General features: G+C 65.5%; 21 protein-coding genes. 8 read left to right on the forward strand and 13 right to left on the reverse strand.

The window, feature by feature from the left end:
• Positions 1-8: 8 nt before the first annotated feature.
• Positions 9-1,367: a Pup--protein ligase gene (gene pafA, locus AC5Y7D_RS13825; protein ID WP_499924721.1), complete on the reverse strand. Its 1,359-nt coding sequence runs from the start codon at positions 1,365-1,367 to the stop codon at positions 9-11.
• Positions 1,368-1,541: 174 nt separating this feature from the next.
• Between pafA and AC5Y7D_RS13830 the strand changes: the two genes are divergently transcribed.
• Both AC5Y7D_RS13830 and AC5Y7D_RS13835 read left to right on the forward strand, forming a co-directional pair.
• A complete protein-coding gene (locus AC5Y7D_RS13830; RefSeq protein WP_499924723.1) occupies positions 1,542-2,903 on the forward strand; it encodes a PP2C family protein-serine/threonine phosphatase in 1,362 nt (453 codons plus the stop codon).
• 86 nt (positions 2,904-2,989) lie between these two features.
• Complete coding sequence (locus AC5Y7D_RS13835) at positions 2,990-4,600, forward strand: PPE family protein (RefSeq protein WP_499924726.1); 1,611 nt, start codon at positions 2,990-2,992, stop codon at positions 4,598-4,600.
• Between the two features lie 72 nt (positions 4,601-4,672).
• Here the strand turns inward: AC5Y7D_RS13835 and prcA are convergent, their stop codons facing one another.
• The 4 genes from prcA to dop all read right to left on the reverse strand — a co-directional run bounded on the left by prcA (position 4,673) and on the right by dop (position 8,174).
• Positions 4,673-5,464 (reverse strand): proteasome subunit alpha, encoded by a 792-nt coding sequence (gene prcA, locus AC5Y7D_RS13840; RefSeq protein ID WP_499924728.1) that lies wholly within the window; start codon positions 5,462-5,464, stop codon positions 4,673-4,675.
• On the reverse strand, positions 5,461-6,327 hold the full coding sequence (gene prcB / locus AC5Y7D_RS13845; RefSeq protein ID WP_499924730.1) for a proteasome subunit beta: 867 nt from the start codon (positions 6,325-6,327) through the stop codon (positions 5,461-5,463). The genes prcA and prcB overlap by 4 nt, the downstream gene beginning before the upstream one ends.
• Complete coding sequence (locus AC5Y7D_RS13850) at positions 6,324-6,518, reverse strand: ubiquitin-like protein Pup (RefSeq protein WP_499924732.1); 195 nt, start codon at positions 6,516-6,518, stop codon at positions 6,324-6,326. The genes prcB and AC5Y7D_RS13850 overlap by 4 nt, the downstream gene beginning before the upstream one ends.
• A 159-nt stretch (positions 6,519-6,677) precedes the next feature.
• The gene (gene dop, locus AC5Y7D_RS13855) at positions 6,678-8,174 is read right to left on the reverse strand and encodes a pup deamidase/depupylase (RefSeq protein ID WP_499924733.1); all 1,497 of its coding nucleotides are present in this window, start codon (positions 8,172-8,174) and stop codon (positions 6,678-6,680) included.
• Between the two features lie 94 nt (positions 8,175-8,268).
• Here dop and AC5Y7D_RS13860 point away from each other — a divergent pair, with 94 nt between their 5' ends.
• Complete coding sequence (locus tag AC5Y7D_RS13860; protein WP_499924735.1) at positions 8,269-9,462, forward strand: hypothetical protein; 1,194 nt, start codon at positions 8,269-8,271, stop codon at positions 9,460-9,462.
• A 10-nt stretch (positions 9,463-9,472) separates the two neighbouring features.
• Complete coding sequence (locus AC5Y7D_RS13865; RefSeq protein WP_499924736.1) at positions 9,473-10,114, forward strand: hypothetical protein; 642 nt, start codon at positions 9,473-9,475, stop codon at positions 10,112-10,114.
• 10 nt (positions 10,115-10,124) lie between these two features.
• Here AC5Y7D_RS13865 and arc read toward each other — a convergent pair whose 3' ends face one another.
• Positions 10,125-11,954, reverse strand: coding sequence for a proteasome ATPase (gene arc, locus AC5Y7D_RS13870; protein ID WP_499924737.1), 1,830 nt, complete (start codon positions 11,952-11,954; stop codon positions 10,125-10,127).
• 274 nt (positions 11,955-12,228) lie between these two features.
• Between arc and lppK the strand changes: the two genes are divergently transcribed.
• Both lppK and AC5Y7D_RS13880 read left to right on the forward strand, forming a co-directional pair.
• Positions 12,229-12,834, forward strand: a complete 606-nt coding sequence (gene lppK / locus AC5Y7D_RS13875; RefSeq protein WP_499924817.1) for a lipoprotein LppK — start codon at positions 12,229-12,231, stop codon at positions 12,832-12,834.
• Between the two features lie 4 nt (positions 12,835-12,838).
• Positions 12,839-13,132: a DUF503 domain-containing protein gene (locus AC5Y7D_RS13880; protein ID WP_499924738.1), complete on the forward strand. Its 294-nt coding sequence runs from the start codon at positions 12,839-12,841 to the stop codon at positions 13,130-13,132.
• Here AC5Y7D_RS13880 and trmI read toward each other — a convergent pair.
• A complete protein-coding gene (gene trmI, locus AC5Y7D_RS13885) occupies positions 13,129-13,971 on the reverse strand; it encodes a tRNA (adenine(58)-N(1))-methyltransferase TrmI (RefSeq protein WP_499924741.1) in 843 nt (280 codons plus the stop codon). The genes AC5Y7D_RS13880 and trmI overlap by 4 nt on opposite strands.
• 73 nt (positions 13,972-14,044) lie before the next feature.
• Here trmI and AC5Y7D_RS13890 point away from each other — a divergent pair, with 73 nt between their 5' ends.
• Positions 14,045-14,911 carry a RecB family exonuclease gene (locus AC5Y7D_RS13890; RefSeq protein ID WP_499924742.1) on the forward strand — a complete coding sequence of 289 codons (867 nt, stop codon included), beginning with the start codon at positions 14,045-14,047 and terminating at the stop codon, positions 14,909-14,911.
• 11 nt (positions 14,912-14,922) lie between these two features.
• On the opposite strand, the gene AC5Y7D_RS13895 is transcribed toward AC5Y7D_RS13890, so the two are convergent.
• From AC5Y7D_RS13895 to AC5Y7D_RS13920, 6 genes are all read right to left on the reverse strand, one after another.
• Entirely contained in the window at positions 14,923-15,603 is a 681-nt protein-coding gene (locus AC5Y7D_RS13895) for an IF2 family translation initiation factor (protein ID WP_499924745.1), read from the reverse strand.
• 25 nt (positions 15,604-15,628) lie between these two features.
• Positions 15,629-16,186, reverse strand: coding sequence for a CsbD family protein (locus tag AC5Y7D_RS13900; protein WP_499924749.1), 558 nt, complete (start codon positions 16,184-16,186; stop codon positions 15,629-15,631).
• A gap of 193 nt (positions 16,187-16,379) precedes the next feature.
• Positions 16,380-17,756 (reverse strand): FAD-containing oxidoreductase, encoded by a 1,377-nt coding sequence (locus AC5Y7D_RS13905; RefSeq protein ID WP_499924753.1) that lies wholly within the window; start codon positions 17,754-17,756, stop codon positions 16,380-16,382.
• Positions 17,753-18,235 carry a glycine zipper 2TM domain-containing protein gene (locus tag AC5Y7D_RS13910; protein ID WP_499924755.1) on the reverse strand — a complete coding sequence of 161 codons (483 nt, stop codon included), beginning with the start codon at positions 18,233-18,235 and terminating at the stop codon, positions 17,753-17,755. The genes AC5Y7D_RS13905 and AC5Y7D_RS13910 overlap by 4 nt, the downstream gene beginning before the upstream one ends.
• Before the next feature lie 106 nt (positions 18,236-18,341).
• Positions 18,342-19,187: an ATP phosphoribosyltransferase gene (hisG, locus tag AC5Y7D_RS13915; protein WP_499924756.1), complete on the reverse strand. Its 846-nt coding sequence runs from the start codon at positions 19,185-19,187 to the stop codon at positions 18,342-18,344.
• 2 nt (positions 19,188-19,189) lie between these two features.
• Positions 19,190-19,471 (reverse strand): phosphoribosyl-ATP diphosphatase, encoded by a 282-nt coding sequence (locus tag AC5Y7D_RS13920; protein WP_499924758.1) that lies wholly within the window; start codon positions 19,469-19,471, stop codon positions 19,190-19,192.
• A 119-nt stretch (positions 19,472-19,590) separates the two neighbouring features.
• On the opposite strand from AC5Y7D_RS13920, the gene AC5Y7D_RS13925 reads away from it, so the two are divergent.
• Complete coding sequence (locus AC5Y7D_RS13925; RefSeq protein WP_499924760.1) at positions 19,591-20,451, forward strand: MaoC/PaaZ C-terminal domain-containing protein; 861 nt, start codon at positions 19,591-19,593, stop codon at positions 20,449-20,451.
• Position 20,452 lies beyond the last annotated feature (1 nt).

Consider the following 20,452-nt stretch of genomic DNA (forward strand, 5'->3'; position numbering starts at 1 on the left):
CCGGCCCGCTACATACTGGCGATCAGTCGCTTGACTCGCTCGTCGACCGCCCGGAACGGGTCTTTGCACAGCACGGTGCGCTGCGCCTGATCGTTGAGCTTGAGGTGTACCCAGTCGACGGTGAAATCGCGGCCGGCGGCCTGCGCGGCACTGATGAACTCGCCGCGCAACCTGGCGCGGGTGGTCTGCGGCGGCCGGTCGACGGCGTCGGCGATTTCCTCGTCGGTGGTGACCCGGGCAGCCAGGCCCTTGCGCTGCAGGAGATCGAACACACCGCGGCCACGCTTGATGTCGTGATATGCCAGGTCCAGCTGCGCGATCTTCGCGTCGGACAGTTCCATGTTGTATCGGTCCTGGTAACGCTGGAACAACTTGCGCTTGATCACCCAGTCGATCTCGGTATCCACCTTCGCGAAATCCTGGCTTTCCACGGCGTCGAGCTGGCGACCCCACAGATCGACGACCTGCTCAATTTGCGCGTTGGGTTCGCGGGTCTGCAGGTGCTCGACGGCACGGCTGTAGTACTCGCGCTGGATGTCGAGCGCGCTGGCCTGGCGTCCTCCTGCCAGCCGGACGGGCCGGCGGCCGGTGGTGTCGTGGCTGACTTCGCGGATGGCGCGAATGGGGTTATCGAGGGAGAAGTCGCGGAACGGTACCCCGGCTTCGATCATTTCCAGGACCAGCGACGCCGTGCCCACCTTGAGCATGGTGGTGGCTTCGCACATGTTGGAGTCACCCACGATGACGTGCAACCGACGATACTTCTCCGCGTCGGCATGCGGCTCGTCGCGAGTGTTGATGATGGGCCTGCTGCGTGTGGTGGCGCTCGACACGCCCTCCCAGATGTGCTCGGCACGTTGTGACAAGCAGAAGGTGGCGGCCTTCGGGGTCTGCAGCACCTTGCCGGCACCGCAGATCAGCTGGCGGGTCACCAGGAACGGCAGCAGTACATCGGAGATCCGGGAGAACTCACCGGCGCGCACGATCAGGTAGTTCTCGTGACAGCCGTAAGAGTTGCCCGCCGAGTCGGTGTTGTTCTTGAACAGGTAGATGTCGCCGCCGATACCCTCGTCGGCAAGCCGCTGCTCGGCATCGATGAGCAGATCCTCGAGCACCCACTCACCGGCCCGGTCGTGGGTCACCAATTGAATCAGACTGTCGCATTCTGCGGTTGCATACTCGGGGTGGCTGCCCACGTCCAGATACAAGCGTGCGCCATTACGCAGGAAAACATTTGAGCTGCGACCCCACGACACCACCCGCCGGAAAAGGTAGCGGGCCACCTCGTCCGGAGACAGTCGGCGATGCCCGTGAAAGGTGCAGGTGACACCGAACTCGGTCTCGATGCCCATAATTCGTCGCTGCACGTAATCGAGGGTACTTGTTGTTGAAATGGCGCGGTGCGCAAGCCACGCCAGCGACGGCTAAGATTGCGGCTGCCCCCTTCGGGCACTCGGGGTGTCAGGTAATTCCTGCGGCGCGGAATGTGGCGAAACATTTCAGAGAATCTGCTTCCGGGCAACCACGCGGACCCGGCTCGCGTGCAAGCGCTTGAGCGCTACCGCGTCCTCGACATGCCGCCGGACCGGGTGGTGGGACGAATCGCCGGCTTGGCGGCCCGATCTCTGAACATGCCGATGGCGACGGTGTCGATCGTCGGCGAGGATGACATCTGGTTCATTGCCGTGCACGGTCTTCCCGCCCTGAAACGAGTCGACCGAGACGACGGACTGTGCGCGTCGGCCGTCATGTGCGACAGCCCGTACGTGGTGCAGGACGCGCTGTCCGACCCGCGAACTGCCGACAACGGATTTGTTCGCGAACATCAGATCCGGTTCTACGCGTGCGCTCCCATCGTGACCTTCGACGGGTACGGCCTCGGGACGGTGGCCGTGATGGACACCAAGGTGCGCGCCCTGACGAACGAACAGCTCTCGGTGCTGCAGGACCTGGCGGCGATCGTGATGGAGCAGCTCAATTTGCGGCTGACCTCGCTGGACGCGCTGGGAGTGGAGCGCGGTCTGCGCAACGCCGCCGAGTACGCCCGCGACGACGCCCGTTTCCAGCGCTACCGCGCCCAGGATGCGCGCGACACGGCGCAACGGGAGCGCGACGATGCGCGGCAGGATCGCGACGTCGCGATTCGCGACCGCAACATCGCGGAGTACGACCGCGACATGACCGAGGAGTACGCCGCGGTCCTGCAGCGAACGTTGCTTCCACCGATGCTGCCGTCCGTCGACGGTGCCTCGTTGGCGGCGCATTACCACCCCGCTTCCTCGCGCCGGGTCGGCGGGGATTTCTACGACGTATTCGCCCTGAGGGAAGGCCGGTGGGCATTCTTCATCGGCGACGTCGAAGGCCACGGTGTCGACGCCGCCGTGGTGACATCGTTGATCCGCTACACGTTGCGCTCTGCGGCACTGCACTACAGCAACCCCATCGACGGGCTTGCCGAACTCAACGAAGTGTTGCTTCGCGAGCTACACCCGCGGCGCTTCTGCACCGTCCTGTACGGAAGCTTGCAGCGTGGACCGGATGGTCAGGGCTTCGCCGTCACTATCGCGACGGGAGGTCACCCACCGGCGTTACTGCTCGACCACGGGTGCCGGACGGCGACCGAGGTCCGTTCCGCCGAGGGCACACTCGTCGGGTTGCGAGCAGATGCGAAGTTCCACACCTGCGACGTCATCCTGCGCCCGGGCCAGACCCTGCTGTTCTACACCGACGGCATCGTGGAAGCCCGGCGGGGTGCAGACCCGTTCAACGAGGCAAGCCTGGCCGCCTTCGCCGCCGAGCACGCCGGACCCGATGCCGCTCGTCTGATAGACGAGCTCGCCACGTTGATCCCCAAACTGGGGCCTCAGGACGACATCGCACTAATGGCAATCAGCGCCGACTAGTTGTCCCCGGCCCCCAGTATCGTGTATCCGAATATGAAAGTTAGTCTGTCCGAAACTTCACGTGGGTTTTCGGAGGGCTGCCTGGTATGCCGCTGTGGATGGCGCTACCGCCGGAAGTTCATTCCTCGCTGTTGAGTCAAGGCCCCGGTCCAGGACCGCTGATCGCGGCCGCCGCGGCGTGGCAATCACTCGCCGACGAGTACACCGCTGCGGCCGACGAAGTCAGTGCACTGATTGCCGAGACGCGGTCGGCCTGCTGGGAAGGTTCAGCCGCTGATTCGTGGGTGGCCGCCCACGCGCCCTTTGTGGCATGGCTGCGCGGCGCAAGCGCCGACAGCCTGGCCGCGGCCGCCCGGCATGCGGTGAGCGCCGCGGCGTATTCCGCGGCTCTCTCGGCCATGCCCACCCTGGCGGAGTTGGCCGCCAACCGCGCTACCCATACGGCTTTGGTCGTGACGAATTTCTTCGGCATCAATACCATCCCCATCGCCGTCAACGAGTCCGATTACCTGCGGATGTGGATTCAGGCCGCCACCACCATGAGCGCTTACGAAGCCAGCTCGGCGACGGCGATCGCAGCGACGCCGGCGGCGGTGCCACCTCCGCAAGTGCTGAAAACCACCGGGATGGGGCAAGCCCAGTCGGCGGCGTCGCTCGATCCGGGGCGGATGCTGCTGAACGCGCTCGAACCGATCCTGAACAGCTTCGGCATCAACCCACTGATCCGAAATCCATTGGTCTCCAACGTCGTGACTACCTTTATCGCCGACTTTCTGGAGCACTTCGGCGTGTATTGGGACCCCGGCGCCGGGATGCTCAACGGACTCGACTACGAGTACTATGCCGACGCGACCCAACCGATGTGGTACCTCGCCCGAGGCCTCGAACTCATCGGGGACTCCATGCAGATGACGCAGAACCCGACGCAGGCTATGCAGTACATGCTGGCCCTCGCCATCTTCGACTGGCCCACTCACATAGCCCAATTGGGCAGTGCCATCACCCAGTCCCCGATGCTGGTGGCCGCTGCGGGCGGCGCGATGGTGTTGCCCGCTGCGCAGGCGAGCGGGCTGGAGGGGCTGGCTGGCCTGGCGGCACCCCCCCAACCTCTTGTCGCTGCTGAACCGTCGGCCGAACCCGCCCCGGCCAATGCCTGGCCGGCGTCGGGGATGAGTCCGTCGACAGCCACCGTGGCCGCAGCACCGACGGGGGCGCCTGCGCCCGCCCCTGCATCCTCCGCCGCCCCCGCCTCCGCCGGTACGGTGCCGCCTGCGCCGCCCGCCGCCGGGACCGGATTCGTACCTCCATATGCGTTGGGTCCGCCCGGCATCGGGTTCGGTTCAGGGATGTCAGCAAGCGCCAGCGCGGGCGCCAAGAAAAAAGCGCCCGAACCCGACAGTGCCCCCGCGGTGGCGCAGTCGCGCGCCGCCATCCGCCGACAGGCGCGGGCACGGGCGCGGACCACGCAGCGTCAGCACGGCCACAAATTCATGGATATGCGGGTCGAGGTCGACCCGGACTGGGAGGAACCGACGGTCACGGACGCGCCCACGGCGTCGCACCGTGGCGCTGAGGACCTAGGGACGGCGGGCGTGGTGAGCAACGACTCCGTCACCCAGGCTGCGGGATTGGCCCGGATGAGGGACGATTTCGGCAGCGGCCCGACCACGCCGATGGTGCCCAGAAGCTGGCGGTAAACAGAGCATGGCCCCGACTACCGATTGTTGCCGGGCCGTGCGCGTCGTCAAGCGCACCAGACCGAAGCTGTGCTACTCGGGGGATTCACCCTCATGTTCTACCGGCGCTTCGGAACCTTCCGCCGCCGCGGTTTCCGGGGCCTCAGTCGCATCGGTGTCCTGCAGCAGTGATTCCAGCGCGGTGCGGTTGATGCGGCGGAAGGCCCGCCGCGGCCGGTTGACGTCGAGGATCGCGACTTCGAGGGTGGCCTCGCTCAGGGATGGCTGACCGTTGGTTGCGTTGTCGGGGCTGTTGGCGCGCAACGCGTTGACCGCGATTCGCAGCGCATCGGCAAGATCGGCGTTTTCGGTGTAGGACTCCTTGAGCGCGTTGATGATCGGCTCTGTGGTGCCACCCATCACCACGTAATGCGGCTCGTCGGCGATCGACCCGTCGTAGGTGATCCGATACAGCTCAGGCGCTTTCGTCTCGCCGTAGTGCGCGACCTCGGCCACACACAGTTCCACCTCGTAGGGCTTGGCTTGTTCGGTGAAGATGCTGCCCAGCGTTTGGGCGTAGACGTTGGCCAGCTGGCGCCCGGTGACGTCACGCCGGTCGTAGGCGTACCCGCGGGTGTCGGCGAATTGGATTCCGCCGCGGCGCAAGTTGTCGAACTCGTTGAACTTGCCGGCCGCGGCAAAGCCGACCCGGTCGTAGAGTTCGCTGATTTTCTGCAACGATCGCGACGGGTTCTCGGCAACGAACAGCACGCCGTCGGCGTAGGCCAACGCCACGACGCTGCGGCCACGGGCGATGCCCTTGCGCGCGAGCTCGCTGCGCTCGCGCATCGCCTGTTCCGGCGAGATGAAGTACGGGAAGCTCACTTCTCACCACCATCGGGCCCGAAGGTGTCAGCGCGTGAGCGGGTTTCGATGACGTCGCGGGCGAGTTCAGCGATGCGACGCTCCGCGATCTCCACCGCTCCGTCGGCGTCGATGCTGACCGCGGTCGGATAGATACCGCGGACCAGGTCCGGTCCCCCGGTGGCGGAGTCGTCGTCGGCGGCGTCGTACAGCGCTTCCACGGCAACCCGCAAGGCCGAATCCGCATCGCTGACTTGGGAATACAGCTTCTTGATCGATGACTTCGCGAAAATCGAGCCCGAGCCCACCGACTGGTAACCCTCTTCCTCAATGTTCCAGCCACCGGCGGCATCGAAAGACACAATGCGCCCGGCCGACTCGCGGTCGGCGGCATGCATGTCGTAGCCCACCAACAGCGGCAGCGCGACCAAACCCTGCATCGCGGCCGGCAGGTTGCCCCGCACCATGATGGCCAGCCGGTTGACCTTCCCGGCGAATGTCAGCGGGACACCCTCGAGCTTTTCGTAATGCTCGAGCTCGACGGCGTAGAGCCGGGCGAACTCGACGGCGATCGCGGCGGTGCCTGCGATGCCGGTGGCGGTGTAATCGTCGGTGATGTACACCTTGCGCACATCGCGGCCGGCGATCATGTTGCCCTGCGTAGAGCGGCGGTCACCGGCGATCAGCACACCACCGGGGTACTTCAGCGCCACGATGGTGGTGCCGTGCGGCAACTGGTCGCCCACGGTTGCGGCGCTGAGACTTGCGGGCAGCAGATCCGGCGCCTGACGCCGCAGGAAATCAGCGAAGGACGACAGGTCTACGGCTGGTAATCCGGGTTGTGCTGAATTGGTGGACAAGCGATCGGGCAACGACCAGGTCACTGTCCGCCCTTTTGGACGTAAGCACGCACGAAGTCTTCGGCGTTCTCTTCGAGGACGTCGTCAATCTCGTCGAGCAGATCGTCGGTCTCCTCGGTCAGCTTCTCGCGGCGCTCCTGGCCTGCGCCCGCCGCGCCGGTGATGTCGTCGTCGTCGCCACCACCACCACCGCGTTTAGTCTGCTCCTGCGCCATCGCCGCCTCCTGCTTTGTCATGGGCCGCGAGCGCCGTCACACGCTCGCAAGCTTTTCTCTACCCTACCGTTCAGCGCCGACATTTCGTCGGTCTAATTACCACCTAAGCACTGCTGCCCGACTGCCTCTCGAGTCATACCGGGCCACAGCGTCATCGAACTAACTCGTGAGTTGTTCCACCAGTTCGACGGCGCTGTCAACAGAGTCGAGCAGCGCTCCGACGTGCGCCTTGCTGCCCCGCAGGGGCTCGAGCGTGGGGATCCGCACCAGCGAATCCCCGCCCAGGTCGAAAATCACCGAGTCCCAACTCGCTGCTGCGATGTCGGCGCCGAACCGGCGCAGGCATTCGCCACGAAAGTACGCGCGGGTGTCGGTCGGCGGATTGTCGACCGCGGCCAGCACCTGCAACTCGGTGACCAGCCGCTTCATCGAGCCGCGGGCCACCAGCCGGTTGTACAGGCCCTTGTCCAGCCGGACGTCGGAGTACTGCAGGTCCACCAGGTGCAGTCGGGGTGCGGACCAGTTCAGGTTCTCCCGCTGCCGGAACCCTTCCAGCAGCCGCAGCTTGGCCGGCCAGTCCAGTAGCTCGGCACACTCCATCGGATCACGTTCAAGCAGATCGAGCACCTCTGCCCAGGTTTCCACCACGTGCGACGCACGCGGGTCCGGGTCGCGGCTGTCCACCAGCTTGGCCACCCGATCCAGATAGATGCGTTGCAGCGCAAGCGCCGTCAGTTCCCGGCCATCGGCCAAAGCGACCGTTTGGCGCAGGGAGGGATCGCGGCTGATCGCGTGGACCGCATGCACCGGGCGGGCCAGCGCCAGGTCGGTCAGATCGATGCCCTCCTCGATGAGGTCGAGGACCAGGGCCGTGGTGCCCAGCTTCAGGTACGTCGATGTCTCGGCCAGGTTGGCGTCGCCGATGATGACGTGCAACCGCCGGTACCTGTCGGCGTCGGCGTGCGGTTCGTCGCGGGTGTTGATGATGCCCCGTTTGAGAGTCGTCTCCAGCCCGACCTCGACCTCGATGTAGTCGGAGCGTTGCGAGAGCTGGAAGCCGGCCTCGTCGCCGGAGGCGCCGATGCCAACCCGCCCCGAGCCGGTCACCACCTGTCGCGACACCAGGAATGGAGTGAGGCCGGCGATGATCGCCGAGAACGGTGTCTGCCGCGACATCAGGTAGTTTTCGTGGGAGCCGTAGGAGGCGCCCTTGCCGTCGACGTTGTTCTTGTAGAGCTGCAGCTTCGCCGCGCCTGGGACGCTGGCGACGTGCCGGGCCGCAGCCTCCATCACACGCTCGCCGGCTTTGTCCCAGATCACGGCGTCCATCGGGTCGGTGCATTCCGGCGCGGAATACTCCGGGTGCGCGTGGTCGACGTAGAGGCGCGCGCCGTTGGTCAAGATCATGTTCGCCGCGCCCACCTCGTCGGCGTCGACGACCGGTGGCGGTCCCGCCGAGCGGCTCAGATCGAAGCCGCGGGCATCCCGCAGTGGGGACTCGACCTCGTAGTCCCACCGGGTTCGCTTGGCGCGCTGAATACCGGCGGCGGCCGCGTAGGCCAGCACCGCCTGTGTCGAAGTGAGGATCGGGTTGGCGGTCGGGTCTGACGGCGAGGAGATGCCGTACTCGACCTCCGTCCCGATAATCCGTTGCATGAGTTAAAGACTACGGTCCCGCCATGACCCCCGATCAGCAGTGGGTGGCTCGCGCCGAAATGGACGCAGCCATGCCCGGTTATTGTGAGCCGCCATGAGCCCTTCACTGCGCTCGCCGGCACGCCGGGCAACGGTCACCGAGGAGGCTGAAAGCTGGTTCCTGAAGCGCGGTCTGCCCTCGCTCTTGACGACTCGCGGAAGGTGGCGGCGACTGTGGTCGCGATCGGCTCCGATGTTGACGGCTTACGCGACCATGCATTGCTGGACCGTGCCGATCCTTTTCCTGACCGGTGGCAGGACAGAAGTCGTCATCGACGGCGAGCCGTCCGTCAAGGAATGGTCGCTGCTGGGGCTCATCGGACTGGCGCCACTGGCGATGGCCATCACCGGGTGGTGGGTGTCCCGTATCTCCGATCGCCGCTACCGGGCGATCGCGTCCACCGTGGCGGTAACCATTGTGGGGGTCGTCATCGTCGTCGAAATGGGCCCGTCGCACCTGCCCGAAGTGTTCGTGACCGCGGCGGTACTCATGGTCCTCACGGGCTGCGGTGTCGGGTCGGTGGTCGGTTGGGCGATGCGCATGACGTTGTCGCATCTCACCTCGGTCGGCGGCCTCGCGGTGCGGGCGCTGCCGGTGGTGCTGCTGACCACCCTGGTTTTCTTCAACGGGAACGTCTGGTTGATGTCGTCGATGATCAGCGGTGACCGGCTGGCTTTGGCGATCGTCTTCCTCGTTGGCATCGCCGCGGCGTTCGTGGTCTCGGCGACCGCAGAGCGAGTCAGGCCGATGTTGCGGTCACTGGCAGCGGTACCCAAAGACTCCGACCGCCTGGCTGCTACGCCGTTCGAGGCGATGCCGGACCCGGCGAGCAGTCCCCGGCTGACCCGCGCCGAGCGCGTCAACGTGATCTTCGTGCTGGCCGCTTCGCAGCTGGCGCAGATCACCGTGGTCGCCGCGCTGACGGCGAGCATTTACGTGACCCTCGGCCTGATCGTGCTCACGCCGGCTCTGCTCAAGGAGTGGGCCCGCACGACGGACACCGACACAACGGTGCTGGGCCTGACGGTCCCGGTACCCGATTCCCTGATCCATCTGTGCCTCTTCCTGGGCGCCCTGACGTTTATGTACGTCAGCGCCCGCGCGGCCGGCGACGGCGATTACCGCGCAAATTTCGTCGACCCGCTGATCGATGACCTGCACGCCACGCTGACCGCCCGCAACCGTTATCGCAACCGCGTGGCAACCGCGCCGGTGACCAATGTTGACGCCGCTGACCTGGGTGATTAGGTTCACCCTGGTGTCCGCCCCTCAATCGCCTTCAGCAGCCCACCAGGATTCGGGCGACCTTTCCGGAAAACGCTACGGGGAAGTGCTTCTCGTAACACCCGGCGAGGCAGGCCCCCAAGCCACCGTCTACAACAGCTTCCCCCTCAACGACTGCCCCGCCGACCTGTGGTCGGCGTTGGACGCACACGCCATCGCGACCGAGCACGGTGCCGCCACGGCACTGCTCAACGGTCCCCGCTACTGGCTCATGAACAGCATCGAAAAGACTCAGCAAGGTCCGCAGATCATCAAGAATTTCGGCGGCATCGACATGATCCTGCAGGCCACCGTGCTGCTGGCATCGATGAACCCGAACCCGTACACCGTCAATCAGGTCAGCCGCAACACGGTGTTCGTCTTCGACGCCGGCCAGGAGATCTACGAACTCCAGGACCCGCACGGCCGGCAGTGGGTCATGCAGACCTGGAGTCAGGTGGTCGACCCAACCCTGTCCCGGGCCGACCTGCCCAAGCTCGGCGACCGCCTCAAACTGCCGGCGGGCTGGACCTACCATTCGCGTGTACTCACCGACACGCTTAGGGTCGACACCACGGCCACGGCCGCCCAGGTGCTGCAGGACGACCTGACCAACAGCTATTCCCTGGTGACCTAGGCGCGGTCCGCTACAGGTACTGACCCAGGTTCGACTCGGTGTCGATGGCCCGCGACGCGCTCGACGACTTGCCGGTGACCAGGGTGCGGATGTACACGATCCGCTCGCCCTTCTTGCCCGAGATCCGCGCCCAGTCGTCGGGGTTGGTGGTGTTGGGCAGGTCCTCGTTCTCGGCGAACTCGTCGACGATGGAGTCGAGCAGATGCTGGATGCGCAGACCCGGCTGGCCCGTCTCCAACACCGACTTGATCGCGTTCTTCTTCGCGCGGTCGACCACGTTCTGGATCATGGCCCCGGAGTTGAAGTCCTTGAAGTACATGACTTCCTTGTCACCGTTGGCGTAGGTGACCTCCAGGAACCGGTTGTCATCGATCTCGGCGTACATCCGCTCGACGACCTTCTCGATCATCGCGCTGATGCAGGCGCCGCGGTCACCGCTGAACTCGGCGAGGTCGTCGGCGTGCACCGGCAGCGTTTCGACCAGGTACTTGGAGAAGATGTCCTGCGCCGCTTCGGCGTCCGGTCGCTCGATCTTGATCTTCACGTCCAGGCGGCCGGGCCGCAGGATGGCCGGGTCGATCATGTCCTCGCGGTTGGAGGCACCGATCACGATGACGTTCTCGAGCCCCTCCACACCGTCGATCTCGGACAGCAGCTGCGGCACCACGGTGGTCTCGACATCTGACGAAACGCCGGTACCGCGGGTGCGGAAGATCGAGTCCATCTCGTCGAAGAACACGATCACCGGGGTGCCTTCGGAGGCCTTCTCGCGGGCCCGCTGGAAGATCAGCCGGATGTGCCGCTCGGTCTCGCCGACGAACTTGTTGAGCAGCTCCGGGCCCTTGATGTTGAGGAAATACGACTTCGCCTCACGTGCGTCGTCGCCGCGCAGGTCGGCCATCTTCTTGGCCAGCGAGTTGGCGACGGCTTTGGCGATGAGCGTCTTACCGCAACCCGGCGGGCCGTACAGCAACACCCCTTTGGGCGGCCGCAACGCGTACTCCCGGTAGAGCTCCTTGTGCAGGAACGGCAATTCGACGGCGTCGCGAATCTGTTCGATCTGACGCGTCAGGCCGCCGATGTCCTCGTAACTGACGTCGGGGACCTCTTCCAGCACCAGGTCTTCGACCTCGGCCTTCGGAATGCGCTCGAAGGCATAGCCGGCCTTGGTGTCCACCAGAAGCGAGTCGCCCGGGCGGAGCCGCCGGGGCCGGCTGTCGTCGTTGAGGGCATCGGGGTGGCCTTCGGGCAGATCCTCGGCGACCAACGGCTCGGCCAGCCACACGATGCGCTCCTCGTCGGCGTGGCCGACCACGAGGGCACGGTGGCCGTCGCCCAGCACCTCGCGCAGGGTGGAAATTTCACCGACCGATTCGTAGGTCCCCGCCTCGACAACCGTCAGCGCCTCGTTCAGCCGGACGGTCTGGCCCTTCTTCAGGACCGAGGTGTCGATGTTGGGCGAGCACGTCAGTCGCATCTTGCGACCCGAGGTGAACACGTCCACGGTTTCGTCGCCGTGGGTCCCCAGCAAGACGCCGTAACCGCTCGGCGGTTGTCCCAGCCGGTCGACTTCCTCCCGTAGCGCCAACAGCTGTTGGCGGGCTTCTTTAAGAGTTTCCATTAATTTGGAATTGCGGGCCGCAAGCGAGTCGATTCGGGCCTCGAGCTGATGCACATCGCGAGCAGAACGCGCCGGGTTCTGGTGAGCAACCGCGTTGTCGAGTTGCTCACGCAGGGCAGCAGCTTCACGCCGCAGCTGTTCGAGCTCGGCGGCATCGTCGCTGGACAGGGGGATATCGCGGGGGTTCTTGAATGCTTCAGAACGCTCTGAGTCACCCATGTTGCGCTCCTTTCCCGCACCAGGAATAGGTGTGGCGGATACCCTCAACGCTACCGGCCAACCGCGTTTGATGTGCGCAGTCAAATACCGTTTGAAAGTTACAAGTTGGGTCACGCTGGTAATCTCGGCTTCTACTCGGGCCGAGCGAAAGGACTTCCGTGACCGTGAAATCCCTAGCCACAGGCTTTCTGACCGCCCCGGCCACCCCTTTTGCGAACCGCATTGTGACGTGCGACGCACTCTGCTTCGTTGCCTGCATTTGAGCCCGTCCCTGATGTCCGGCAACTTCTCGGTAACACTGGGCGCCGCTCTGACGGTGGTATTGGCGTTCGGCACGGGTTGCTCGCACGACAATGCGCGGCAACTGGACTCGGTTCAGACGTCCGGGCCGCCGATCACTTCGGTTGCCTCGGCGGCGCCGCCCAGCACTCCCCTGCCACCACCCGAAGCGCTCACCGACGTGCTGTCCCACCTGGCCGACCCCGCGGTGCCGGGCAGCAACAAACTGAGTTTGGTCCAGGGGTCGACACCCGAGACGGCCGCGGCGCTGGACAGGTTCACCACCGCCGCACGCGACGGCGGCTACCTGCCGATGACGTTCACAGTGAACAACGTCGCGTGGTCGGCGATCGACCCGTCGGACGTGATGGCCACCGTGATCGTCAGGACCGCCAATCCCGACCGGCGGGAATTCACCTTCCCGATGCAATTCGCGCCGTACCTGGGGGGCTGGCAGCTGTCCCACAAAACTGCGGAAATGCTGCTCGCCCTGCAAAATGCCAGGAGTTCGCAATCTCCTACCCCACCCGCGCCGCCGAGTCCCGCGCCGGCGCCCAGCGTCGAGGCGGGAACGACACCAAGCCCGTCCCCGACTCCCTGAGCCGATGTGGATCGGTTGGCTCGAGTTCGACCTACTGCTGGGCGACGTGCGATCACTCAAACAAAAGCGGTCGGTGATCCGGCCCGTCGTCGCGGAGCTGCAACGTAAGTTCAGCGTGTCGGCCGCCGAAACCGATTCACACGATCTGCACCGACGGGCCGGCATCGGGGTGGCCGTGGTGTCGAGAGACCGGGCTCACGCCGTTGATGTCCTCGATGCAGCCGAGCGCCTGGTCGCCGCACACCCGGAGTTCGAGCTGCTCTCCGTGCGGCGCGGGTTGAACCGAAGCGACGATTAGCCATCGCGTCCCACGCGTTTGCGGCCCAGCGGCGCGGGAGCTACCGCGCCCGGCGCCAGCCGCCTGGTGGCAACGAGAAACGCGGTGTGGCCGCGCATCGAATGTTGGGGCCGCACGGCCAGACCCACGACGTTCCAGCCGCGCTGCATCGTCTCCCAGGACCGCGGTTCGGTCCAACACTGCTGGGCCCGCACCGCTTCAACCACCTTCGACAGTTGCGTGACGGTCGCGACGTAGATGAGCAGCACTCCGCCTGAAACCACCAACCGCGATACCGAGTCCAGCACCTCCCACGGCGCCAGCATGTCCAGCACCGCCCGGTCGCATGAGCCGTCCGGCAGTTCGGACTCGGCGAGGTCGCTGACGATCAGTTGCCAATTGTGGGGTAACTGCCCGTGGAAATTCGAGACGTTGCGACGGGCGTGCTCGGCGTGGTCGGCCCGCTGTTCGTAGGAGATGACCTCGCCCTGCGGCCCCACCGCTCGCAGCAGCGACAGGGTCAGCGCGCCCGATCCGGCACCGGCTTCCAACACCCGCGCGCCAGGGAAGATATCTCCTTCGTGGACGATCTGGGCGGCGTCCTTGGGGTAGATCACCTGCGGTCCGCGCGGCATCGACATGACGTAGTCGACAAGCAGCGGACGCAGCACCAGGAAAAGGGCCCCGTTGCTGGATTTGACGACACTGCCCTGCTCGAGCCCGATCAAGGCGTCGTGCGCGATCCGGCCGCGATGGGTGTGGAACTCGGCGCCCGGAGTCAGGGTGATCGTGTAATGACGGCCCTTGGCATCGGTGAGCTGGACGCGTTCCCCGACGCTCAACGGACCGGTTGCTGACACGGCGTCTAGCGTGCCAGCCGACTCGCCGCCGGTCGTGCCCGGGGTTGTCGGCGCTGCGTCCTAGGCTGCGAATATGACGCAGCGGTTGGAGGCGGGCCCAAGGCCGGCGCTGTCGCCGTCGCGGGCCGCGGACTTCAAGCAGTGCCCGCTGCTGTACCGGTTCCGGGCGATCGACCGGTTGCCGGAGGCTCCGTCGACTGCTCAGTTGCGCGGCTCGGTGGTGCACGCCGCCCTCGAACAGCTCTACGCGCTGCCCGCGGTGCAGCGAGGACCCGACACTGCCCTCGCTCTGCTCGATGCGGCGTGGGACCGGGTGATTGCCGGCGAGGCCGACTTGACCGAGGGCCTGGACGGGGACGTCCGAGCCCAGCTGCTGAACGAGGCGCGTGCGCTGCTCTCGGGCTACTACCGGCTGGAGGATCCGACGCGGTTCGAGCCGCAATCCTGCGAGCAGCGGGTGGAGGTGGAGCTCGCCGACGGGACGCTGCTGCGTGGTTACATCGACCGCATCGATGTCGCGCTCAACGGCGAACTGCGCGTCGTGGACTACGAGACCGGCAGGGCGCCCCCGGTCGCACGGGCACTGGCCGAGTTCAAGGCCCTGTTTCAGATGAAGTTCTATGCCGTGGCGCTGTTCCGTTCCCGCGGCGTGCTGCCGGCCCGCTTGCGCCTGATCTATCTGGCCGACGGCCAGGTGCTCGACTACACACCGGAGCACGATGAACTGCTGCGGTTCGAGAAGACCTTGATGGCAATTTGGCGCGCGATTCAAACCGCGGGCCAGACCGGCGATTTCCGGCCCAGCCCCTCACGGTTGTGCGACTGGTGTCCCCATCAAGCGCATTGCCCGGCGTTCGGTGGGACTCCCCCGCCGTACCCCGGCTGGCCCGAGTACGCGTCCGCCCGGCCGGCCACCGGACCTGTCGATCCGGCGGCCTGACCGGTGCGGTCTCAGGAGGACCCGCTGGCCTGCTCGGCCTGCCGCTTCCGCTTCTCGGCCTGAGCCAGATCCTCGAGTCGATTCGCCTGGCTTCGCTTGCTCGCCGCCTCGCTGCGCTTCTCGCGAGCATCCTCCAACTTCGATTCGGCAGCACGCGTGGCGATCTTCTCGACGGTCTTCGTTCGCTCCGTAACCCGTTCTTTCGCGGACTCGGCGGCTTTGTTGCGGTCAGCGGCCACGGCTTCGGCGCGCTTCTTGGCTGATTCGCTGCGCTGACGAGCCGACTCGGCGGCTTGTTGCTTGCGCTCGTCGGCACCGCTGCGCGCCTCGTCGATCTGCCGCACCGTAGCTGCGCGGGCTTCCTTCTGATCCTGGACGGCCTGCTCGCGGGCCTGGTCCAGTTTCGCGTCCGCCTGCTCTTTGCGCGTTTTCGCCCGCGCGTCGAGAGCCGCTGCTCGCCCAAGCGTGTCGGTGCGCTCAACGAGTGCCGTCCCGCGCTTGACCAACTCGGGGTCACGCAGCACGTTGCCGACGGTGGTGTCGAGCGTGCCCAGCGCGCGCTCATAGAAAAGACGCACGGGCGCTTCGGTTCGCATCCGGTTGACAAACCGGTCCTCGACCAACTGGAGCGGGTACCGGGCGAGTTGATACTGAAACCGCAGTACGGCGAATGGCACATCGGTAATGGTCATGGACTCTCTCCTATATTTCGCCGGCTCAATTCAGGCCGGCACTGTCGGACAAGTTCTCGGCACGGCGCCGAAGGCGATCCGCTTCGGATTCGTCGTTCGAGGCCACCTGAACATCGCTCTGGTGCTCGGCAGCCGCGCCGATGACATCGTCGGCGGCATCCCGCATTTCTTCCCGTTCTTCGGCCTTGGCCTGCTGGGCTTCGCGCTGCGCCTCCCTTTCCGCCTGGGTGGCCTGCGCGGCGGCCGACTGCTGGGCAGCCTGCTCGGCGGTCCGCTTCTGCTCGGCTTCCTGTGCGGCAATGGTGTTCTTGGCCCACGCAGTCTGCACGTTCGCCTCTACGCGCTCCTGCGCAGCCTTCGCCTTGGCTTCCGCTTCTTGCTTGCGGGCCTGTTCGGCCTCGGCGTCGGCGACGGCCGCAACGGTGTTCGCTTCCTTGCGTTCGTGCGCCTGCGTCTGCTCGAGCTGGCCCTCGGCGGTGAGCGAATCGTTGTTGGTAATCGCGCCGACTACCTCTTTCGCCTTGCCCTTGACCGTGTCCAGCAGACCTTTTCGCGCCTGATTAGCCGGGTTTTGATGACTCATGGATATCTCCTTGCGGCTGTTAGCCGTGACGTTTCTCGCTGTCCCAGGCAGTGATTCCACAACTGGGGCAGTTAAAAACTTCTCTGCGCTGTCTAATCCGATTGCCGGGCAATGCACTTCGTTTTCACGAAGCGATATCCAACAAACGACGCGTTACCCACCAAGGATTTTCAGCGAAGAACGGCTACTCGGCTCAGGCCGGCGGCGACATCTCTTGCAGCACCGTGGGTATCAACTCACTCACGGTGGGATGGATGTGCATAGTACGCGACAGGGTCGTGTAGGGCGCCTTGGCGGACATGACATCGAGGATGCAGTGCACCGCCTCGTCACCACCGACACCGAAGATGGCGGCGCCCAGGATCTCGTCGGTCTCGGCGTCGACGACCACCTTCATGAACCCCTGGGTTTCGCCTTTCTCGACCGCTCGCCCCACTCGGGTCATCGGCCGTTTGCCCACCAGCACCTTGCGGCCTGAGGCGCGTGCCTGGTCGACGGTCATGCCGGCCCGCCCCAGCGGCGGGTCGATATAGAGCGCATAAGTCGTGATGCGGTCGCTGACCCGGCGCGGGTCGTCATCGAGCAGATTGGCGGCGACGATCTCGAAGTCGTTGTACGAGGTGTGGGTGAAGGCGCCTTTGCCGTTGCAGTCCCCCATGGCCCAGATGTGGTCGACGTTGGTCTTGAGTTGGTCGTCGACCACGATGTAGCCACGGGCATCGGTCTGCACGCCGGCCGCGTCCAGGCCCAGGTCGTCGGTGTTGGGTTGGCGCCCCACCGCCAGCAACAGATGGCTGCCCTTGATGGGGGCGGCCCCGGAATGCGGTGTGAGCTCAAACCCGCTGCCGTGCTTGGCAACCCGCACATCATCGGCCCCGACGACCACGTCGATGCCTTCTTCTTCCAGGATTTCCCGAATGGTGGCCGAGACGTCCTCGTCTTCACGTGAGGCAAGCCGCGAGCCCCGCTCGACAACCGTGACCCGGGCACCGAACCGGCGATACATCTGTGCGAACTCCAGCGCAATGTAGCTGCCACCGACGATGACGAGATGTTCGGGAACCGCGTCGAGTTCCATGATCGAGACATTGGTCAAGTAGTCGACCTCGGACAGCCCCGGGATGTTTGGTATCACCGCCCGGCCACCGACGTTGAGGAAGATCCGGTCACCGCGCAGAAGCTGGTCACCCACCCTGACGGTGTGCGGATCCTCGAAGCGGGCGTGCCCGCGAAAGAACGTGGTGCCGTCCATGCCGTCCAGCCATGCTTGGACGCCGTGGCGGTCCTTGAGCATGACGCCGTCTTTGCGGGCCTTGACCTTGGCCATGTCCACCGTGACGGGTCCCGTCCCGACGCCGTACTCCGCGCCGCGCCGGGCCAGGTGAGCGGCATGCGCGCTGGCCACCAAAGTCTTGGTCGGGATACATCCGTAGTTGACGCAGGTTCCGCCGACGTGCTGGCGCTCGATCACCGCGACCCGCTGCCCTGTCGCGCTGAGCCGGCCGGCGAGCGGCGGTCCAGCCTGGCCGGCGCCGACCACGATGGCGTCGAATCGCTGCGTCTCCGTCACAGGGCGGCCGCCGCGGCGACGATGGCAAACGCACCGAGCACGGCAACGGCGTCTTCGAGCAGAGCGATCGGCAGGTCATGGCCGCCGTTCTTGGCGACCAGCGCGCGACGCGCCCGGTATCCGCCCATCGTGCCCAGCACGGCGCCGACGACGCCGGCACCCAGCGCGGCCCACTTGTGCCCCCAGGCAGTACCGATGACCGCGCCGGCGAACCCGCCCATGATGAGGCGGACGGCGAACACGGGTGGCGCCGTGCGCGGCGGTGTCTTGGGCAGCTTGTCGTTCACCAGTTCAGCGACCGCAAGCACGCTCAGGATGACCACCGTGGCCAGGTTCCCCACCCAGGACGCCCAGGTGCCGTGCAGATTGAGCCAGCTGAAGAACACCGCCCAGGCGACCGCGGCGGGAGCCGTCAGTGACCGTAAGCCGGCGACCACACCGATTAACAGCGCGAGAAGAATAACGAGAACCTGCGTCACAGCGATCCCTCCTGGGACAGACGTACAGCCTGGCGACGATAAACAGGAAAGCCCGTGCACAGCTGTCCCAGCGGGACGCTAACACAGGTCGAGTCCGGGCACCGGGTCAGAAACGGCAGAACCTGATGTCGGATGCGAGGATCGCTTTGGCGCCGATGACGGCGAGCTCGTCCATGATGCCGTTGACGCCGCGACGCGGTACCAGCGCCCGCACCGCGACCCAGTCCGGGTCGGCGAGCGGTGCGATAGTCGGTGACTCGAGTCCCGGTGTGATCGCGGTGGCCTTCTCCAGCGCCGACCGCGGGCAGTCGTAGTCGAGCATCAGATATTGCTGGCCGAACACGACGCCCTGTACCCGAGCCACCAGTTGATCGCGGGCCCCACCGGATTGATCCTGCGCGCGTTCGATCAATACGGCTTCCGAATCACACAGCGGCTCACCGAATGCCACCAGGTTGTGCAGGCTCAGGGTGCGGCCCGAACCCACGACGTCGGCGATGGCGTCGGCGACCCCCAGTTGGATCGAAATCTCCACCGCGCCGTCGAGTCTGATCACGGTCGCGTCAATCCCCTTGGCGGCCAGATCTTTTCGCACCAAGTTCGGATATGCGGTGGCGATTCGCTTGCCGGCCAAGTCGGCTACCGCCCACTCCCGCCCGGCTGGCCCGGCATAACGGAACTTGGAGGACCCGAAGCCCAACGCCAGCCGTTCGCGCACCGGGGCATCGGAATCCAGCGCCAAGTCGCGGCCGGTGATCCCCAGGTCGAGTTCTCCGGAACCGACATAGATAGCAATATCTTTCGGACGGAGGAAAAAGAACTCGACGTTGTTGACCGGGTCGATGACGGTGAGGTCCTTGGGATCGGTGCGACGACGGTATCCGGCCTCCGAGAGGATCTCGGTGGCCGGCTCGCTCAGCGCCCCCTTGTTGGGCACCGCGATACGCAACATGCTCACAGCTTCCGGTAGACGTCGTCGAGGGACAGCCCGCGGGAGATCATCAGCACCTGCGTCCAATACAGCAGTTGGCTGATTTCCTCGGCCAGCGCCTCGTCCGGTTCGTGCTCGGCGGCCAACCACACCTCGCCGGCCTCTTCCAGGATCTTCTTGCCCAGCGCGTGCACCCCGGCGTCCAGCGCGGCCACGGTGGCGCTGCCAGCTGGACGGGTGCGGGCGCGTTCACCGAGTTCGGCGAACAGTTCCTCGAAGGTCTTCACGACCAGCGATTGTTTCATGTGCCGGCGCACGCCGTGACGGCTACACAATTTGTGCGACGGTGGGACGCGTAGGTTAAGGACGTCGTCAGGGGACGACATGTGGCGTCAGCGCACGCCGGAGACGGAAACTGACAAGGATGTTCATCGATCGTGACTCCGCCATCGGCCTGCGGTGGCCGCAGCAGGAATTTCAGTGGTCGCCCGCCGACGTGAACGGTTACCATCGGGCCGTTTGCCGGTTCGGTGGTGAGGCTGTCCTGCCCACCTTCGCGATGACTGCACCGGGCGTTTTCGGAGTGGCCTCACCAGATTTTCTGCGCCCGCAGCGACCCGAGTTCTGTTTCCCGGGAATTCGAATGAACCGCGGCGATCTGCTGCACGAAGAACAAGAAGTGGTGGTGCACCGACCGCTTCCCACGGGCGGGCAGTCACAGTCATGCGGCCAGGTGATCGACGTTCAGGATCATCCGGGCGCGGTGGTCCTGGTCCAGCGCGCCGTGATCATCGACACGGACGGCGAGCCGTTGGTCTCTGCAACATCGCGTATCCATGCCCGGGTCAACGGCGCTTCCGGAGGTGCCCACGCACCTGCGACACACGCGGTGCCGGATTGCGAACCGACTGCCGTGTCCGATACCAGGACAGTGGCCAGCCAGGCGATCGACTACCAAAAATACATTCACGGCAGCAAGATGACCGACAACGTGCATACCGACCCGGAGTTCGCCGAAGCGGCGGGTTTCCCCCGAACGATTCTCCAGGGTGTGTGCACGTACGGGATAGTCTGCGCAACGGTAGTCAAGACGCTGCTGGCTGACGATCCAACCCGAGTGCGCCGTTACTCGGCGCGGTTCCTGCACGTGGTTTTCCCGGGCGACCTCCTGCGCACCCGCATGTGGGCGGACGGGCAACAGTGCATATTCGTCACGTCGGTGCCCGAGCGAAGCGACATTCCGGTTCTTTCGGGAATCCTGCAAACGCAGAATGCCCGCGCGTGAA

It is taken from the genome of Mycobacterium sp. NGS49, assembly GCF_059812565.1.

Excerpts from the sequence above, each read along its gene's own strand:
- AC5Y7D_RS13835 (WP_499924726.1), top strand. The coding sequence starts at position 2,990 with ATGCCGCTGTGGATGGCGCTACCGCCGGAAGTTCATTCCTCGCTGTTG.
- hisG (WP_499924756.1), bottom strand. The coding sequence starts at position 19,187 with ATGTTGCGTATCGCGGTGCCCAACAAGGGGGCGCTGAGCGAGCCGGCC.
- AC5Y7D_RS13850 (WP_499924732.1), bottom strand. The coding sequence starts at position 6,518 with ATGGCGCAGGAGCAGACTAAACGCGGTGGTGGTGGTGGCGACGACGAC.
- AC5Y7D_RS13860 (WP_499924735.1), top strand. The coding sequence starts at position 8,269 with ATGAGCCCTTCACTGCGCTCGCCGGCACGCCGGGCAACGGTCACCGAG.
- AC5Y7D_RS13880 (WP_499924738.1), top strand. The coding sequence starts at position 12,839 with ATGTGGATCGGTTGGCTCGAGTTCGACCTACTGCTGGGCGACGTGCGA.
- AC5Y7D_RS13925 (WP_499924760.1), top strand. The coding sequence starts at position 19,591 with ATGTTCATCGATCGTGACTCCGCCATCGGCCTGCGGTGGCCGCAGCAG.
- dop (WP_499924733.1), bottom strand. The coding sequence starts at position 8,174 with ATGCAACGGATTATCGGGACGGAGGTCGAGTACGGCATCTCCTCGCCG.
- lppK (WP_499924817.1), top strand. The coding sequence starts at position 12,229 with ATGTCCGGCAACTTCTCGGTAACACTGGGCGCCGCTCTGACGGTGGTA.
- AC5Y7D_RS13895 (WP_499924745.1), bottom strand. The coding sequence starts at position 15,603 with ATGACCATTACCGATGTGCCATTCGCCGTACTGCGGTTTCAGTATCAA.
- arc (WP_499924737.1), bottom strand. The coding sequence starts at position 11,954 with ATGGGTGACTCAGAGCGTTCTGAAGCATTCAAGAACCCCCGCGATATC.
- AC5Y7D_RS13920 (WP_499924758.1), bottom strand. The coding sequence starts at position 19,471 with ATGAAACAATCGCTGGTCGTGAAGACCTTCGAGGAACTGTTCGCCGAA.
- AC5Y7D_RS13900 (WP_499924749.1), bottom strand. The coding sequence starts at position 16,186 with ATGAGTCATCAAAACCCGGCTAATCAGGCGCGAAAAGGTCTGCTGGAC.
- AC5Y7D_RS13890 (WP_499924742.1), top strand. The coding sequence starts at position 14,045 with ATGACGCAGCGGTTGGAGGCGGGCCCAAGGCCGGCGCTGTCGCCGTCG.